10 protein-coding genes, 2 tRNA genes and 1 pseudogene are annotated in these 16,202 nt (G+C 63.2%); 9 read left to right on the top strand and 4 right to left on the bottom strand.

Annotation, left to right across the window (positions count from 1 at the left end; translation table 11 throughout):
• Window positions 1–17: 17 nt before the first annotated feature.
• From LV28_RS34730 to LV28_RS34740, 3 genes are all read right to left on the bottom strand, one after another.
• Window positions 18–1,478 (bottom strand): 3-oxoacyl-ACP reductase, encoded by a 1,461-nt coding sequence (locus LV28_RS34730; RefSeq protein ID WP_038617731.1) that lies wholly within the window; start codon window positions 1,476–1,478, stop codon window positions 18–20.
• A gap of 58 nt (window positions 1,479–1,536) precedes the next feature.
• The gene (locus LV28_RS34735; protein WP_038617729.1) at window positions 1,537–4,035 is read right to left on the bottom strand and encodes an acyl-CoA dehydrogenase; all 2,499 of its coding nucleotides are present in this window, start codon (window positions 4,033–4,035) and stop codon (window positions 1,537–1,539) included.
• 345 nt (window positions 4,036–4,380) lie between these two features.
• Window positions 4,381–5,229 carry a TetR/AcrR family transcriptional regulator gene (locus LV28_RS34740; RefSeq protein WP_023595737.1) on the bottom strand — a complete coding sequence of 283 codons (849 nt, stop codon included), beginning with the start codon at window positions 5,227–5,229 and terminating at the stop codon, window positions 4,381–4,383.
• 441 nt (window positions 5,230–5,670) lie between these two features.
• On the opposite strand from LV28_RS34740, the gene tig reads away from it, so the two are divergent.
• The 8 genes and pseudogenes from tig to LV28_RS48355 form a co-directional block, all read left to right on the top strand.
• The gene (gene tig / locus LV28_RS34745; RefSeq protein ID WP_038617727.1) at window positions 5,671–7,011 is read left to right on the top strand and encodes a trigger factor; all 1,341 of its coding nucleotides are present in this window, start codon (window positions 5,671–5,673) and stop codon (window positions 7,009–7,011) included.
• 122 nt (window positions 7,012–7,133) lie between these two features.
• Complete coding sequence (clpP, locus tag LV28_RS34750) at window positions 7,134–7,790, top strand: ATP-dependent Clp endopeptidase proteolytic subunit ClpP (protein ID WP_023595739.1); 657 nt, start codon at window positions 7,134–7,136, stop codon at window positions 7,788–7,790.
• Window positions 7,791–8,027: 237 nt separating this feature from the next.
• The gene (gene clpX / locus LV28_RS34755) at window positions 8,028–9,308 is read left to right on the top strand and encodes an ATP-dependent Clp protease ATP-binding subunit ClpX (protein WP_023595740.1); all 1,281 of its coding nucleotides are present in this window, start codon (window positions 8,028–8,030) and stop codon (window positions 9,306–9,308) included.
• Between the two features lie 195 nt (window positions 9,309–9,503).
• Window positions 9,504–11,924, top strand: coding sequence for an endopeptidase La (gene lon / locus LV28_RS34760; RefSeq protein WP_023874528.1), 2,421 nt, complete (start codon window positions 9,504–9,506; stop codon window positions 11,922–11,924).
• 279 nt (window positions 11,925–12,203) lie between these two features.
• Window positions 12,204–12,506 (top strand): HU family DNA-binding protein, encoded by a 303-nt coding sequence (locus LV28_RS34765; protein ID WP_470381988.1) that lies wholly within the window; start codon window positions 12,204–12,206, stop codon window positions 12,504–12,506.
• 56 nt (window positions 12,507–12,562) lie between these two features.
• Window positions 12,563–12,638 (top strand) — tRNA-Val (locus LV28_RS34770).
• A gap of 14 nt (window positions 12,639–12,652) precedes the next feature.
• Window positions 12,653–12,729, top strand: a tRNA-Asp gene (locus LV28_RS34775).
• A gap of 82 nt (window positions 12,730–12,811) precedes the next feature.
• Window positions 12,812–13,914: pseudogene (locus tag LV28_RS48355) on the top strand (SurA N-terminal domain-containing protein); the annotation flags it as partial.
• 891 nt (window positions 13,915–14,805) lie between these two features.
• On the opposite strand, the gene LV28_RS34785 reads toward LV28_RS48355, so the two are convergent.
• The gene (locus tag LV28_RS34785; protein ID WP_025249065.1) at window positions 14,806–15,450 is read right to left on the bottom strand and encodes an arylesterase; all 645 of its coding nucleotides are present in this window, start codon (window positions 15,448–15,450) and stop codon (window positions 14,806–14,808) included.
• Window positions 15,451–15,502: 52 nt separating this feature from the next.
• Between LV28_RS34785 and LV28_RS34790 the strand changes: the two genes are divergently transcribed.
• Window positions 15,503–16,195: an ABC transporter ATP-binding protein gene (locus tag LV28_RS34790; RefSeq protein ID WP_038621152.1), complete on the top strand. Its 693-nt coding sequence runs from the start codon at window positions 15,503–15,505 to the stop codon at window positions 16,193–16,195.
• Window positions 16,196–16,202: the final 7 nt, after the last annotated feature.

A 16,202-nucleotide genomic window follows, 5' to 3' on the forward strand; every position in this document is an offset into this window, starting at 1 on the left:
TACTCCACGAGGATGACTCAGGCGCCGAGCAGGCTCTGCCCGCACACACGCACGATCTGTCCGGTCAGGGCGCCCGAGGCCGGGTGCGCCAGCCACGCGATCGCTTCGGCCACGTCGACGGGCTGGCCGCCCTGGCCGAGCGAGTTCATGCGGCGTCCGGCTTCGCGAATGGCGAAGGGCACCGCCGCGGTCATCTGCGTCTCGATGAAGCCCGGCGCCACGGCGTTGATGCTGATCCGGCGCTCGGCCAGGCGCGGCGCCCACGCCTGCACCATGCCAATGACCGCGGCCTTCGAGGCGGCGTAGTTCGTCTGCCCGCGATTGCCTGCGATCCCGCTGATCGACGCCACGCCCACGATGCGGCTGGCCGCGCGTAAAACGCCCGCGTCGAGCAACGCGGCATTGAGTCGTTGCGGCGCGCCGACGTTGATGTCGAGCACGCTTTGCCATTGCGCCTCGCTCATGCGCACGAGGGTCTTGTCGCGAGTGATGCCGGCGTTGTGCACCAGCATGTCGAGTCCGTTCGGCGCGTGCACGGCCAGATGCGCGATCAACGTGGCACCCGCCTCGGGCGCGGCGATGTCGCAGGTGAGGGCGCTGCCGTTCAGGCGCGTGGCGACCGTCTCCAGCGCGCTTTGCGCGGACGCGATATCAACGCAGACGACGTGGGCACCATCGCGTGCGAGTACGGTGGCAATGGCTTCGCCGATGCCGCGTGCCGCACCGGTGACGACGGCGACCTGACCGGCCAGTGGGCGTTGGTCGCGCATCGGCGGTGTATCGAACACGGGAGCTTGCAGCGTCACCGCCTGGCCGCTGACATAGGCGGCCCGCGGCGACAGAAAGAACCGCAGCGTGGAGTGAAGCGCCTCGCGCGCCTGCGGCGCAACGTACAGTAGTTGCGCCGTCGCGCCGCGTTTGACTTCCTTGGCCAGCGAACGCACGAACCCTTCGAGCGCGCGTTGCGCAACGCTGGCCCGCGGTGTCGGCGCGAGCCCCGGCGGCAAGCCGAGCACGAGCACGCGCGCGCATCGGTCGAGCGTGGCGACGGTGTCGTGGAAGAAGTCATACAGCGCGCTCAGTGCGTCGGTGTCTTCGATGGCGCTCGCGTCGAACAGCAGTGCTTTCGGCCGCACGCCTTCGTCCGGATTGAAACGTCCGCTCATCGTGCCGGCCTTGTTGGCGTACGAAATCCAATCCAGGCGCTGCGTATGCGCAAGACTCGGTACCCCGAGCCAATGCAGCTCGCGAGCCAGTCCGGGCAACAGTGGTGCGTCGCCGGCACCGCCTACGACGGCCAGTGGCGCGGGCACGGCGCGGGCCTCGGCGCCATGCTGGCCATCGACGCGATCATCGCGATCATCGCCGTATGGTGGCATGCGCTCCAGCGGTACGGGACGCGGCAGGCCCAGCGCATTGGCCAGGCGGCTGCCGACGGGGGAGTTGGCGAAAGCCAGATATCGGTCGGACGTCGTCACGGCGCGTTCACCCTCGAGATCGCGAAAAGAAAGGCATCGATGTCGGCGCTCGCCGCAATCACGAGATGAGCGCGGTGTCGGCCGGTTCCTGCCGTTGCGCACGCTGCATGTCGACGACGCGGCCGAAGTCGGCCGGGAAATCGTCGACGGCGACTGCACGTGCGGCGTAATCGGCGTATTGACCCAGCAACTGCTGCTCGTCGTCGCTCACCAGTTGCAGCCGCGCGGCATGCGCCACCCATTGCGTGAATTCCGGCAGGCTTTGCGGCATCGTCGGCAGACGGCCTTCCTTGACGGCGATGCGCAGGCGTTGTTCGATGGCCGCCACTTGCGGTGACATCTGGAAGACGATTTCGCCGTAGGCCAGTTCGTCGATTTCCGGACGCGGGGAGTAGCTGCCCGCGATCAGGCGTTCGCGGGTGTCGCCCGGCGTCTGCATCAGGTCGGCCACGCGCGCGGCAAGCGCATCGGACGGCTTCGCGTAAGGCAGGCCGAGCGGCGCGAGCTTCCAGCGCATCCACCAGGCGACCGGGCGCGACGGATAGTTGGCGAGCACGCCTTCGAAGGCCTCACGCGCTTGCCACAGCGCGTCCTGCGCGGCCCAGTGCACGAGCGGCAAGTCGGCTTGTGGGCGCCCCTCGTCCTCATATCGCTTGAGCGTCGCCGTGAGCACGAACAACTGCGACAGGATGTCGCCCAACCGGCCGGTAATGCTCTCGCGGCGTTTGAGCGAGCCGCCGAGCACGGCCATCGAGACGTCGGCCGCAATCGCGAGCAGTGTCGAGAGGCGGTTTGCCGCGCGGTAGTACGCATGCAGCTCGGGCGCCGCGTTGGATGGCACGGCCGAGAATCTCGCGTGCGTGACGCCTTGCAGTGCGCCGCGCACGATATTGCTCGCCACGAAGCTCAGGTGGCCGAAGAGGGCGTCGTCGAAGGCGCGCACGGCAGCTTCGTGATCGGTCGTCTGCGCGGCGGCGAGTTCCTTGAGGACGTAGGGATGGCAGCGGATGGCACCCTGGCCGAAGATCATCAGGCAGCGCGTCATGATGTTCGCGCCCTCGACGGTGATCGAGACCGGTACCTGCTGGTAGGCGCGCGCGAGGAAATTGTTGGGCCCCATGCAAATGCCCTTGCCCGCGACGACGTCCATGCCGTCGTTCACGACCTTGCGTGCGCGCTCCGTGACGTGGTACTTCGCGATGGCAGAGATTACCGAGGGCTTCTCGCCGAGATCGACGGCCAGTGCGGCCATGCGGCGCGCGGCATCCATCGCGTAGAGATTGCCCGCCATGCGCGCGAGCGCTTCCTGCACGCCCTCGAACTTGCCGATGGGCGTGCGGAACTGCCGGCGTACGGCGGCGTACGCGCCCGTGGCGCGCACGGCGATCTTCGAATAGCCGACGTTCGACGACGGCAGTGAGATCGCGCGGCCCGCGGCCAGACATTCCATCAGCATGCGCCATCCCTTGCCGACCTGTGCCTGACCCCCGATGACCCAGTCGAGCGGAATGAAGACGTCCTTGCCCGAGTTGGGGCCGTTCTGGAACACGGCGTTGAGCGGCCAGTGGCGCCGACCGATGACCACGCCCGGATGGGCCGTCGGAATGAGCGCGCAGGTGATGCCCGGCTCGTCGTCGCTGCCCAGCAGATGGTCGGGATCGAGCGCGCGGAAGGCCAGGCCCAATACGGTCGCGATGGGGCCGAGCGTGATGTAGCGCTTGCTCCACGTCACGCGAAAACCCAGCGTCTCGCGGCCCTCGTGCACGCCCCGACAGACGATGCCGACGTCGGGAATGGCGGCGGCGTCGGAGCCGGCGTAGGGGCTGGTCAGCGCGAAGCAGGGAATTTCCTGTCCCCTCGCCAGACGGGGCAGGTAATAGTGCTTCTGCTCCTCGGTGCCGTAGTGGAGCAGCAGCTCCGCCGGACCCAGGGAGTTCGGCACCATCACCGAGACCGCGGCCGCGGAACAGCGCGACGCGAGTTTCATCACCACCTGGGAATGTGCGTAGGCGGAGAATTCGAGGCCGCCGTAACGTTTGGGAATGATCATGCCGAGAAAGCCCGCGTCCTTGGCGTACTGCCACGCCCTGGGCGGCAGGTCTTGCCAGACCTGCGTGCTTTCCCAGTCGTTCGAGAGGTCGCAAAGGTGCTCGACCTCGTTGTCCATGAACGCCTGCTCTTCAGCGCTCAGCTTCGGGGCCGGTAACGCCATGAACTTGCGCCAGTCGGGGCGGCCCGAGAAGAGGTCGGCGTCCCACCAGACAGTGCCGGCTTCGATGGCGTCTTTTTCCGTCTCGGACATTTCCGGCATGATCGTGCGGAACTTGGCGAGCGCCGGCGCGGTGATCCATGCCCGACGCAGCGGATCGATGCTCAGCACGAGCGGGGGCAGCACGAAGGCGACGGCGAGCACTGCGGTCGCGACCGTCCCGATCAATCCCGTCGCAACGCCCGCGCCGAGCCACAGCGCCATGGCAACGAGCCATTGCCATGCGCGAGCCCGATACAGGAGCAGCGCGCACACGCCCACCACAAACGCGAGAATCCATACAGCCATGATGTTTTCCTCCCTTTGGGTTCAGTCCCGACGCCCGCTACCGTACGTGTCGGCGCTCGAGCCGATCGCCGTTGCCGGTTAGCGGGTGGCAAGCGGGTGGCAAGCCGGCGGCAAGCGGGCGGGACTGTCTTCCTCGCGCCGTCTGTCGGCGAGTCTGGTCAGGGGGGCGGTGTTGCGTTGCCCCGTCCCCCGACTGGCACGACGACGGCGTTCTTGTTTGATGACCCAGCGGCATGTTGGTGCGCCGGGAATTGGCACGTCCGAGTGTTGCTTCGACCGGAGAGCGGCAGGACGCGCTTTCGGTCGGACCCCCTTCGGCGCGGGCCTCGGGGTGCGTCGATTTTTTCAGGCGCTCGCCAGCGAGCGGCCGTGGCCGCCCGGCATCGCCGCGGATGCGTCGGGCGGGGCGTTGCCGTCACCGGAGGCGGCGCCGTGATCCGCTCCAGGGGCGGCGCCCGCTTCGCGCGGCGGCGTGACGTCGGCGTCCCTGGCCAGTGCGAACACGGCGGCGAAACTGGCGAGCTGCGCTTCGCCCGGCATCGGCGCCTTGAGCGCGGCGACCATCAGCGCGGTCAGGCGGGCGACGACCTGCAGGTCGCCCATGGGCTGGCCCTGCGCGAAGGTATCGATCAGACGCGACGTGTCGCTGCTGGCGAGTACGCCCGACAGGGCCTGCAATGCGAAGTGAAGGCGCCAGCCCAGTTCCTGACGCGGAAGCTCCGGCAGCGCCCGGGCGAATGCTTCGAAGAACCGTTCGAACACCGGTGCGTAATGCTGTTGCAGATACTCGCGGATGAAGGGCGACGGATCCGCGTAGACCCGGCCGAGCAGGCGCAGGAACGCAGGGCCGCCGATCTCGCGATGGTGCGAGATGGCGAGCGCCGGGATGAACATCGCCCCAAGCACATGCTCGCAGGTGAGCTGCCCGTTGGGCCATTCGGCCTCGGCCCGGGTGAGCAATGCCAGCCGTTCGTCGTTCAGGCGGTCGAGACGTCGCGCCAGCATCGCCTGGAGCAAGGTTTCCTTGCTGCCGAAGTGATAGTTGACGGCCGCCAGGTTGACCTCCGCGCGCGATGTGATCTGGCGCAGCGACATGGCTTCGTAACCGTACTCGATGAACAGGTCTTCCGCGGCGTCGAGTATCCGCAATTTCGTGTCGCCGGCTTGTCGGCCGGCTGCAAGGCGTGGGCTCACGGCGATTTCTCCTCGGCGACGCGGCGCGATGCCGCATCCATCCAGTCTCAATGAACCGATGTTTCATTCAAACGTTCGATTGAATCCTAGGCGGTTCGCACGTCCTCCCCAAGACCTTTTTCTGGGTGAGACCCTCTAATATGCAATTCCGGTCCGTCGAGGCGCCGTTGGCGGGTCGGGTGCGCGACGCAGTCATCACGCCGCGCGATGGCCTCATTTCGCGGATTTCCGGCCGGAAAGTCTGGAGGCGGGGCAATAGTTTGCTAAAATGTTCCGCTTTGTGTGCAAAACCGTTTTGGCGCGACCCCGATTCTCTCGGGGGCGGAGGGAAGCCGGCGTCGCATCGTCGGTACCGGCCCAAGGTTGATTAACTGACAGGGTCCGCTTGCGGCCATCCCTCGCCGTAACACAGAACGACCCTCTGGAAGGACGAATATCCTCATGACTATCGCTGTTGAAAACCTCGGCAAGCTCGAGCGTCGCTTTACCATCGCCCTGCTCAAGCAGGACGTCGAAAAAGAAGTTGCTACGCGCATCCAGAAGCTGTCGAAGACGGTTCGTATGCCGGGCTTCCGCCCCGGCAAGGTGCCCCTGAAGATGGTCACCCAGCAGTATGGTGGTCAGGTCGAAGCCGAAGTCGTGAGCGACAAGGTCGGCCAGCAATTCTTCGAAATCACGAAGGAGCAGGATCTGCGCGTGGCGGGTCAGCCGCGCTTTGCGCCGAAGGCCGACGCGGCCGAGACCGAATACGCGTTCGACGCGACGTTCGAGGTCTACCCGGAAGTCAAGATCGGTGATCTGGCCAACGCCGAAGTCACGCGCACCTCGACCGACGTCTCGGAAGCCGAGATCGATCGCACCATTGATATCCTGCGCAAGCAGCGCGTGCACTACCACGTGCGCGGCGAAGCCGGCGAGCACGGCGACGGCGGCTCGGTCGAGGCCAAGGACGGCGACCGCGTGACGGTCGATTTCGTCGGCAAGATCGATGGCGAGGCATTCGCCGGCGGCAGCGCCGAAGACTTCGTGTTCGTGCTCGGCGAAGGCCGTATGCTGCCCGAATTCGAAAAGGCGACGCTGGGCCTGAAGGTTGGCGAGTCGAAGGAGTTCGAACTCAAGTTCCCGGACGAGTACCACGGCAAGGAAGTGGCCGGCAAGACCGCCACGTTCACCGTGACGCTCAAGCAGGTCGAGTGGGCTCACCTGCCGGAAGTCAACGCCGAGTTCGCCAAGTCGCTCGGTATCGCCGACGGCAGCCTCGAGAAGATGCGCGCCGACATCAAGGAAAACCTGTCGCGTGAAGTCAAGCGTCGCACGCAGGCGTTGCTCAAGGATCAGGTGATGAACGCCCTGATCTCGGTGGCCGAGCTCGAGGTGCCGAACGCCCTGGTCGAACAGGACCAGGAGCGTCTGGTCGCGATGGCGCGTCAGGACCTCGCGCAGCGCGGTGTGCCCAACGCCGGCAACGTGCCGATCCCCGCGGAAATGTTCAAGGAGCAAGCCGAGCGTCGCGTCAAGCTGGGCCTGATCCTGGCCGAGCTCGTCAAGCAAAACGACCTGCAGGCCAAGCCGGAACAGATCAAGGCGGAAGTCGAGGAATTCGCGAAGAGCTACGAAGACCCGCAGGAAGTCGTCCGCTGGTACTATGGCGATCAGCAGCGCATGGCGGAAATGGAAGGTTTCGTCGTCGAGAACAACGTTGTCGAGTTCGTCCTGGGCAAGGCCAAGGTCACCGACAAGCAAGTTAGCTTCGAAGAGCTGGCTGGCAACACGCAAGCGTAATCGACCGCGTACGACCGACTGAACCGCCGCGGCCGCAAGGCCGTGGCGGTTCTTTTCCAAATGGCCCCCGGGCCTCCTCCCTGCGGCGCGCAAAACCATCTCGATAGAAGGGTCGAACCGATATGCTTACCCGTTCCGAATTGCTCGCCCAACTCGCCTCCCAACCCCAGAGCTCCGCCCTCGAGACGCAAGGCCTTGGCCTCGTGCCGATGGTCGTCGAGCAAAGCGGGCGCGGTGAGCGCGCTTACGATATCTATTCGCGACTCCTGAAGGAGCGCATCATTTTCCTGGTGGGCGAGGTCAACGATCAGAGCGCCAACCTCGTCGTCGCCCAGTTGCTGTTCCTCGAGAGCGAGAATCCGGACAAGGAAATCTCGATGTACATCAACTCGCCGGGCGGCTCCGTCTCGGCGGGCCTGGCCATCTACGACACGATGAAGTTCGTCAAGCCGCCGGTCTCGACCCTGTGCCTGGGCATGGCGGCCAGCATGGGCGCGTTTCTGCTTGCGGCCGGCGAGAAGGGCAAGCGCTTCGCGCTGCCGAACGCGCGCATCATGATTCACCAGCCGCTGGGTGGCGCGCGCGGTCAGGCGTCGGACATCGAAATCCACGCCCGCGAAATCCTGTTGCTCAAGGATCGCCTGAACCGCCTGCTTGCCGAGAATACCGGGCAGTCGCTCGAAGTCATCGCGCGCGACACCGACCGCGACAACTTCAAGTCGGCCGCCGACTCGGTCGAGTACGGGTTGATCGATCGCGTATTGGAAAAGCGTCCCTGATCGCGGCCCGACTCCGGGGCGATCGACGGTTGAAAGGCGTGACGCGGCATTCGGTATTTTCGTCTCGAAAATGCGGGTGTTCGCGTCAAGTCTTTGTCGTAAAAGGGAATTTGTCACTGTCGCGGGTGGGCCACACGCTCGCGCGGCATGGCGTTACAATGGAATTCACGTATGCCGCGTTTGCCGCCCCCGATGGGGGACGACCGGGGCGCAAATTGCTAGCAGGCTGACACAGATATGGTGGATAAAAAAAGCACTTCCAACGGCGAAAAGCTGCTCTACTGCTCGTTCTGCGGAAAGAGTCAGCACGAGGTCAAGAAGCTCATCGCGGGGCCGTCCGTGTTCATCTGCGACGAGTGTATTGATCTGTGCAACGAGATCATCCGTGACGAGGCCGCGGCAGCCGAGGACGAAAGCGGCAGCGGCGGCAAGTCCGATCTGCCCTCGCCGCAGGAGATCCGCGAGAGCCTCGATCAGTACGTGATCGGCCAGGACCGCGCCAAGAAGATTCTGGCGGTGGCGGTCTACAACCATTACAAGCGGTTGAAGCACCTCGGCGACAAGCGCGACGAGGTGGAGCTGTCCAAGAGCAACATCCTGCTCATCGGGCCGACCGGCTCGGGCAAGACGCTGCTCGCACAGACGCTGGCGCGTTTGCTCAACGTGCCGTTCGTGATTGCGGACGCCACGACGCTGACCGAAGCCGGTTATGTCGGTGAGGACGTCGAAAACATCATTCAGAAGCTTCTGCAGAACTGCAATTACGAGATCGAGCAGGCGCAGAAGGGCATTGTTTATATTGACGAAATCGACAAGATCAGCCGCAAGTCGGACAATCCGTCGATTACGCGCGACGTGTCGGGCGAGGGGGTGCAGCAGGCGCTGCTCAAGCTCGTCGAGGGCACGATGGCTTCGGTGCCCCCGCAAGGCGGTCGCAAGCATCCGAATCAGGATTTCATCCAGGTCGACACGACGAACATTCTGTTCATCTGCGGCGGTGCCTTCGACGGTCTCGAGAAGATCATCATGAACCGCACGGAGAAGACGGGGATCGGCTTCGGTGCGACGGTCAAGACGGGCGAAGAGCGCGATGCCGGCGAATTGCTGCGCGACGTCGAACCGGAAGACCTGATCAAATTCGGTCTGATTCCGGAACTGATCGGCCGTCTGCCGGTGGTTGCCACGTTGGGTAAGCTTGACGAGGACGCCCTGGTGACGATTCTCATCGAGCCGAAGAATGCGCTGGTCAAGCAGTACCAGCGTCTGTTCATGATGGAGGGCGTGGAGCTGGAAATCCGCCCGGCGGCGCTGCATGCCGTGGCCCGCAAGGCCATCAAGCGCAAGACCGGGGCGCGGGGCCTGCGTTCGATCATCGAGCAGGCGCTGCTCGAAGTCATGTACGAGCTGCCGTCGCTCAAGGGCGTGACCAAGGTGATTCTGGACGAAAACGCCATCAGCGGCGACGGAAAGCCGCTTTTGATCTACCAGGAGCCGCCCAAGGTTGCCGGCTCCAATTGAACGGTCAACTCAATGCCACCGAAAGCCGTTCATGGAAACATGGGCGGCTTTTTTTCCTTCATACTAGTGCCACGGGCAATGAAACCCCGAGTGGTGCACCTTATCGGCGAAAGGGCCTCTCGCGGCCTCTTGTAATTCTCGCCGGCGGCCTCAATTAGCAGGAACACAACGGTATCGTTAAATATGGGGAACGAGATGTCAGGCACCCAAATCCTCCCGCCCGAAGCGATTCAACTGCCCCTGTTGCCTTTGCGCGACGTGGTCGTGTTTCCGCACATGGTGATTCCCCTTTTCGTGGGGCGTCCGAAATCGATCAAAGCGCTTGAAACCGCCATGGAAGGCGGCAAGCACATCATGCTGGTCGCCCAGAAGGCGGCCGCGAAGGATGAGCCCACGGCCAAGGATCTCTATGAGATCGGCTGCGTCGCGAATATCCTGCAAATGCTCAAACTGCCCGACGGCACCGTCAAGGTGCTGGTCGAGGGGATTCAACGCGCCCGCACGCTGAGTGTGGACGAAGAGGAAACCCAGTTCACGTCGGAAGTCATGCCGCTCGAGCCGGATGATGGCAATTCGCCGGAATCCGAGGCGCTGCGTCGTGCCATCGTCGCGCAGTTCGATCAGTACGTGAAGCTCAACAAGAAGATTCCGCCGGAGATCCTGACGTCGCTGTCGGGCATCGACGAAGCGGGTCGTCTGGCCGACACGATTGCGGCCCATCTGCCGCTCAAGCTCGAGCAGAAGCAGAAGATTCTGGAGATGTTCCCGGTCATCGAGCGACTCGAGCATCTGCTCGCGCAACTCGAGAGCGAGATCGACATTCTTCAGGTGGAAAAGCGTATCCGCGGCCGCGTGAAGCGCCAGATGGAGAAGAGCCAGCGCGAGTACTACCTGAACGAACAGGTCAAGGCGATCCAGAAGGAACTGGGCGAAGGCGAAGAAGGCGCCGATCTCGAGGAGCTCGAGAAGCGCATCAAGGCCGCGCATCTGCCGAAGGAAGCCAAGAAGAAGGCCGACGCCGAACTCAAGAAGCTCAAGCTGATGTCGCCGATGTCGGCCGAAGCGACGGTCGTGCGCAACTACATCGACACGCTGGTCGGTCTGCCGTGGCGCAAGAAGAGCAAGGTGAACAACGATCTGTCGAATGCCGAGAAGGTGCTCGACGAGGATCACTTCGGTCTCGAGAAGGTCAAGGAACGCATCCTCGAGTATCTCGCCGTGCAGCAACGCGTGGACAAGGTCAAGGCGCCGATCCTGTGCCTGGTCGGGCCTCCCGGCGTGGGCAAGACCTCGCTCGGCCAGTCGATCGCACGTGCCACGAATCGCAAGTTCGTGCGCATGGCATTGGGTGGTGTGCGTGACGAGGCTGAAATCCGCGGTCACCGTCGCACGTACATCGGATCGATGCCCGGCAAGATTCTGCAGAGCCTGTCGAAGGTTGCCGTGCGTAACCCGTTGTTCCTGCTCGACGAAGTGGACAAGATGGGCATGGACTTCCGTGGCGATCCGAGTTCGGCGCTGCTCGAAGTGCTCGATCCGGAACAGAACCACACGTTCTCGGATCACTACGTCGAAGTCGACTTCGATCTGTCGGATGTGATGTTCGTGGCCACCTCGAACTCGCTGAACATTCCGGCACCGCTGCTCGACCGTATGGAAGTGATTCGTCTGTCGGGTTACACGGAAGACGAGAAGGTCAACATCGCCCAGCGTTATCTTCTGCCGAAGCAGAAGAAGAACAATGGCCTGAAGGAAGGCGAGATCGATCTGACCGAAGCCGCCATCCGCGACATCATTCGTTACTACACGCGCGAAGCGGGCGTGCGCTCGCTCGAACGCGAGATCTCGAAGATCTGCCGCAAGGTCGTGAAGATGCTCTTGCTCAAGAAGGTCGAAGGCACCTCGATCAAGGTCGATGCGAGCAATCTCGACAACTTCCTGGGCGTGCGCAAGTTCGACTTCGGTCTGGCCATGAAGGAAAACCAGATCGGCCAGGTCACGGGTCTCGCGTGGACGGAAGTGGGCGGCGATCTGCTGACCATCGAAGCGGCGGTGATGCCGGGCAAGGGCAACATCATTCGCACGGGTTCGCTCGGCGATGTGATGAAGGAGTCGGTCGAGGCGGCGCGCTCGGTGGTGCGTTCGCGTGCACGGCGCCTTGGCGTGACCGACGAGCAGTTCGAGAAGCGGGATATCCACATTCACGTGCCGGAAGGTGCGACGCCGAAGGACGGCCCGTCTGCCGGTATCGCCATGACGACCGCGCTCGTGTCGGTGCTCACCGGTATTCCGGTGCGCGCGGATGTGGCGATGACCGGTGAGATCACGCTGCGCGGTGAAGTCCTGCCGATCGGTGGTCTCAAGGAGAAGCTGCTGGCAGCGCATCGCGGCGGCATCAAGCTCGTGTTGATTCCGGAAGAGAACGTGAAGGATCTCGCCGAGATTCCCGATACCGTCAAGAACGCGCTGGAAATCGTGCCGGTGCGCTGGATCGACAAGGTGCTCGAACTCGCGCTCGAACATGCGCCGGAACCGCTGCCGGAAGATGAAGCCAAGGCGGCGCCTGTCACGCCCACGGCGGATGCCAGCGGCAAGCAGGATGTCATCAAGCACTGACAGTCATTGATCATCGGGCAGCGTTGGCGGAGCGACAGGTTCCGCGAATGATCGCCTAATGGGAAACGACGGAAAAAGCTCGGGGTTTTCCCCGGGCTTTTTTTATTGACGCAAAGTGCTCGAAAATAGCGACCGGAAAGTTCGGATTCAGGAGTACTTTCTATGCTGCCGGAACGGTGCAAAACGGCTTGACATCAGGGTTTCCGGCTTGTCTAATGGCAAAGCCAGCGGACCTCGCAGATCAATGTCAAGGCGCGCAAAGAGCGCCTCCGCGGCTCAATCGCCTACTATCCTTGCAAGGGGGTTACAGTGAACAAGACGGAACTGATCGAACATATCGCGGGTGAGGCCGACATTTCGAAAGCGGCCGCGGGTCGAGCACTTGACGCAATGGTGGGAGCAGTAAAGAAGGCGCTGAAGAAGGGTGATGACGTAACGATGGTGGGCTTCGGCACGTTCTACGTGGCCAAGCGCGCAGCGCGCGCAGGGCGCAATCCTCGCACCGGCGATGTGATCAAGATCAAGGCAGCGAAGGTTCCGAAATTTCGCCCTGGCAAAGATTTGAAAGATACGATAAACTAACGAGCTTTCCTGCTTCGGCAGGGGACAGCATCAAGAACAACACTTGAATCGGGAACGGGTGCTTAGCTCAGCTGGTAGAGCGGCGCCCTTACAAGGCGTAGGTCGGGGGTTCGAACCCCTCAGCACCCACCAGTTCCAGATCTTGGGGAGCGGTAGTTCAGTTGGTTAGAATACCGGCCTGTCACGCCGGGGGTCGCGGGTTCGAGCCCCGTCCGCTCCGCCAAATTGTGAAAAGGCGAACTTCGGTTCGCCTTTTTTGCCATATGACGTCCTAAGACGCTTCCAGACGACTTTTCCGATTTCGTATGTTCGACTTCATCCGCCGTCATCAACGACTGGTCCTCATCTTCCTGACGGTGCTGATCGTGCCGTCGTTCGTGGTGTTCGGCGTGCACGGCTGGCAGGAATACGCCTCGGATGCCGGCACGATTGCCAAGGTCGGCGATCAGACGGTGACACGCCAGGAGTACGACAGCGTGCTGCGCGCGCAGACCGAGCGCATGCAGCAAATGTTCGGCGGTGCGGTCGACGCAAGCCAGATCAATACGCCTGAAATGCGTAGCGCCGTGCTGGATAACCTGATCCAGCAGAAGTTGCTCACGCAGGAAACGCTCAAGAAGAACCTGTCGGTGCCTGATACGCAAGTGCGTGATGCGCTGCTCGCGATTCCGGCGATTGCGCAACTGCGCCGTGCGGATGGCTCGATCGATCAGGCCGCGTACGAGCAACTGCTGTCGGCGCAGAATCTGACGCCGCAACGTCTCGAGGCGCAGATCCGTTTCGAACTCGCGTCGAATCAACTGCCCACGAGTGTGCAGGCGAGTGCGATGCTGCCGAAGACGGTTCTCGACCGATTTGCACAATTGCGCGCCCAGCAGCGTGAAGTGTCTGCACTGAACTTCCCTGTGTCGGACTTCGCCAGCAAGATCACCCCGACGCAAGCGCAGATCCAGTCGTACTACGACGCCCACAAGGCCGCCTTCCAGACGCCTGAGTCCGCCGAGATCCAGTACGTGGTACTCGATCCGAAGGCAATGCCGGCGTCGGCGCAAGCGGCGCCGAGCGACGACGCGCTGCGCAAGATGTACAACGACAACCTGAAGCAGTACACCACGCAGGAAGAGCGTCGTGCATCGCACATTCTGATCGCATCGCCGGCAGACGCATCGCCGGCCGACCATGCAAAGGCGAAGGCGAAGGCCGACGCCTTGCTCGCGCAACTCCGCAAGAACCCCAACGACTTCGCCAAGCTGGCGAGCGAAAACTCGGAAGACCCGGGCTCGAAGGCCAAGGGGGCGATCTGGGCTTCTTCACGCGTGATGCGATGGTCAAGCCGTTTGCCGATGCCGCTTTCGCCCTGAAGAGCGAAGGGGACATCAGCGATGTGGTGAAGAGCGATTTCGGCTATCACATCATCAAGCTCACCGGCATCAAGCCGGCGCAGACGAAGTCGTTCGACGATGTGAAATCGCAACTGGCCGAGCAGTATCGTCAACAGGAGTCGGCCAAGGCGTATGCCAAGCTCGCCGACCAGTTCACCAACGCGGTGTACGAGCAGCCTGACAGCCTGCAACCGGCCGCTGACAAGCTGAACCTGAAGGTGCAGACGGCGACCGTCACGCGCAAGCCGGATCCGTCGCAGGCACAGGGGCCGTTCGGCAACGAGAAACTGCTCAAGGCCGTGTTCGGCGACGAGTCGCTCAAGAACAAGCGCAATACCGAAGCCGTGGATGTGGGCCAGGGCGTGCTGGTCTCGGCGCACGTGGTCAGCTATCACCCCGCGGCCACGCCGCCGCTCGCGCAGATCGCCGCACAGGTCAAGGAAAAGACGATTGCCGACCTGGCCGAGCAGGAAGCAAAGAAGGCCGGTATCGCGAAGCTCGACGCGCTCAAGAAGGGTGGGGACGCGACGTTCGGGGCCGCGCAGACGGTATCGCGCGACAATCCGGGCAAGCTGGCACCGGCCGCGCTCACGGCCATCTTTGGCGCGGATACCTCGAAGCTGCCTGCCTACGTGGGCGTCGAGCTAGGCGATGGGCAAGGTTACGCCGTGTACCGCATCAGCAAAGTGACGCAGCCGGCCGCTCAGGATCCGCAGCGTCTTGCCGCGGAAGCACAACAGTTGAATCAACTGGCCGCACAGGCCGAGTGGAACGCCTGGTTGGGTGATCTGCGCGCGCGCTCGAAGGTCAAGGTGGTCAATGATGTCACCAAGGCGTCGAGCAACTGAGCGCCTGAGCGACAAGAAGACGACACAACGAAAAACGCGGCCGTGTGGCCGCGTTTTTTTACGTCTGGATCATGCGCCCGATTTCGGTGTGCGGGTGTCTGCCGCTTTTCCCGATGGCTTGCCTCCCGGTTTGAGCAGCGGTTTCACCGTCGGCCACACGTTCTGCAAGATCTGGGGATGGGCTTTGGCAAGCGGATGGATCTGATCCTGCTGGAACCAGTCAGGGTGCTCCACAACGCCGGCCAGCAGGAACGGCACGTAGCCCGTCTTCTCCTGTTTGGCGAGCGCGGAGAACATGTTGAAGAACTGTTCGCTGTAGTCGGGGCCGTAGTTCGGCGGAATGCGCATGCCGACGACGATCACACGGCTGCCTGCCTTGCGTGAAGCGGCAATCATCTCGCGCAGGTTCGTGCGTGTGAGATCGAGTGGAATGCCGCGCAAGGCGTCGTTGCCGCCCAGTTCCAGAATGGTGATGGCGGGGTGGTAGCGCGCCAGCAGGGGCGCGAGGCGGGCACGTCCGCCGCTCGTCGTGTCGCCGCTGATACTCGCATTGACGACGCTATAATCGAACCCGTTTTGCGTGATCGTCTGCTGCAGCAGATTCACCCAGCCGGCGCCGCGAGCGATGCCATATTCCGCCGAGAGGCTGTCGCCCACGACCAGGATCGTGGGCGCTCCCGAACTTGCGGCGTTCGCCGCGGTCCCTGAGAGCATGCACCAGCCAATCAAGGCTGAGGCGGCCAATTTCAAGAACTCTCTTCTTGCCATGTCGTTTTCCGAAAACGTAATTGAGGTGCGGGGCCTGGGGAAGCGGTTGCGCGATGCCACCGGTGAGCTGGTCATTTTGCAGGATATCGATTTCTCCGTCGCGAAAGGCCAGAGCGTTGCCATCGTCGGCGCCTCGGGATCCGGCAAGTCGACACTGCTCGGGCTGATGGCGGGCCTCGACACGGCGACCGACGGCAGCATCACGCTATTGGGCAAACCGCTGGGTGAACTCGACGAAGAGGGGCGTGCGGCATTACGGCGCGGTGCCGTGGGATTCGTCTTTCAATCATTTCAGTTGATGCCGCATCTGACCGCCCTCGAGAACGTGATGCTGCCGCTCGAATTATTGGGTGAGACACGCGACGTGCGCGATCGTGCCGTAGACATGCTGGACCGGGTGGGGCTGGGGTCGCGCCTTACGCATTACCCGAAGCAGCTCTCCGGCGGCGAACAGCAACGTGTGGCGCTCGCACGTGCGTTCGTGACCGGGCCGGTCGTGCTGTTTGCCGACGAACCGACGGGAAGTCTCGACACGGCGACTGGCGAACGAGTCATCGACCTGATGTTCTCGCTCAACAAGGCGAGCGGCGCTACCCTGGTGTTGGTCACGCACGATCTGGCGATCGCACAGCGCTGCGATGCAACGGTGCAGCTCGCCGGCGGGCGGTTGGTCCGGCGCGAACCGACCTGATCCAGCG

The sequence above is a fragment of the Pandoraea pnomenusa genome, assembly GCF_000767615.3.
Classification (GTDB): domain Bacteria; phylum Pseudomonadota; class Gammaproteobacteria; order Burkholderiales; family Burkholderiaceae; genus Pandoraea; species Pandoraea pnomenusa.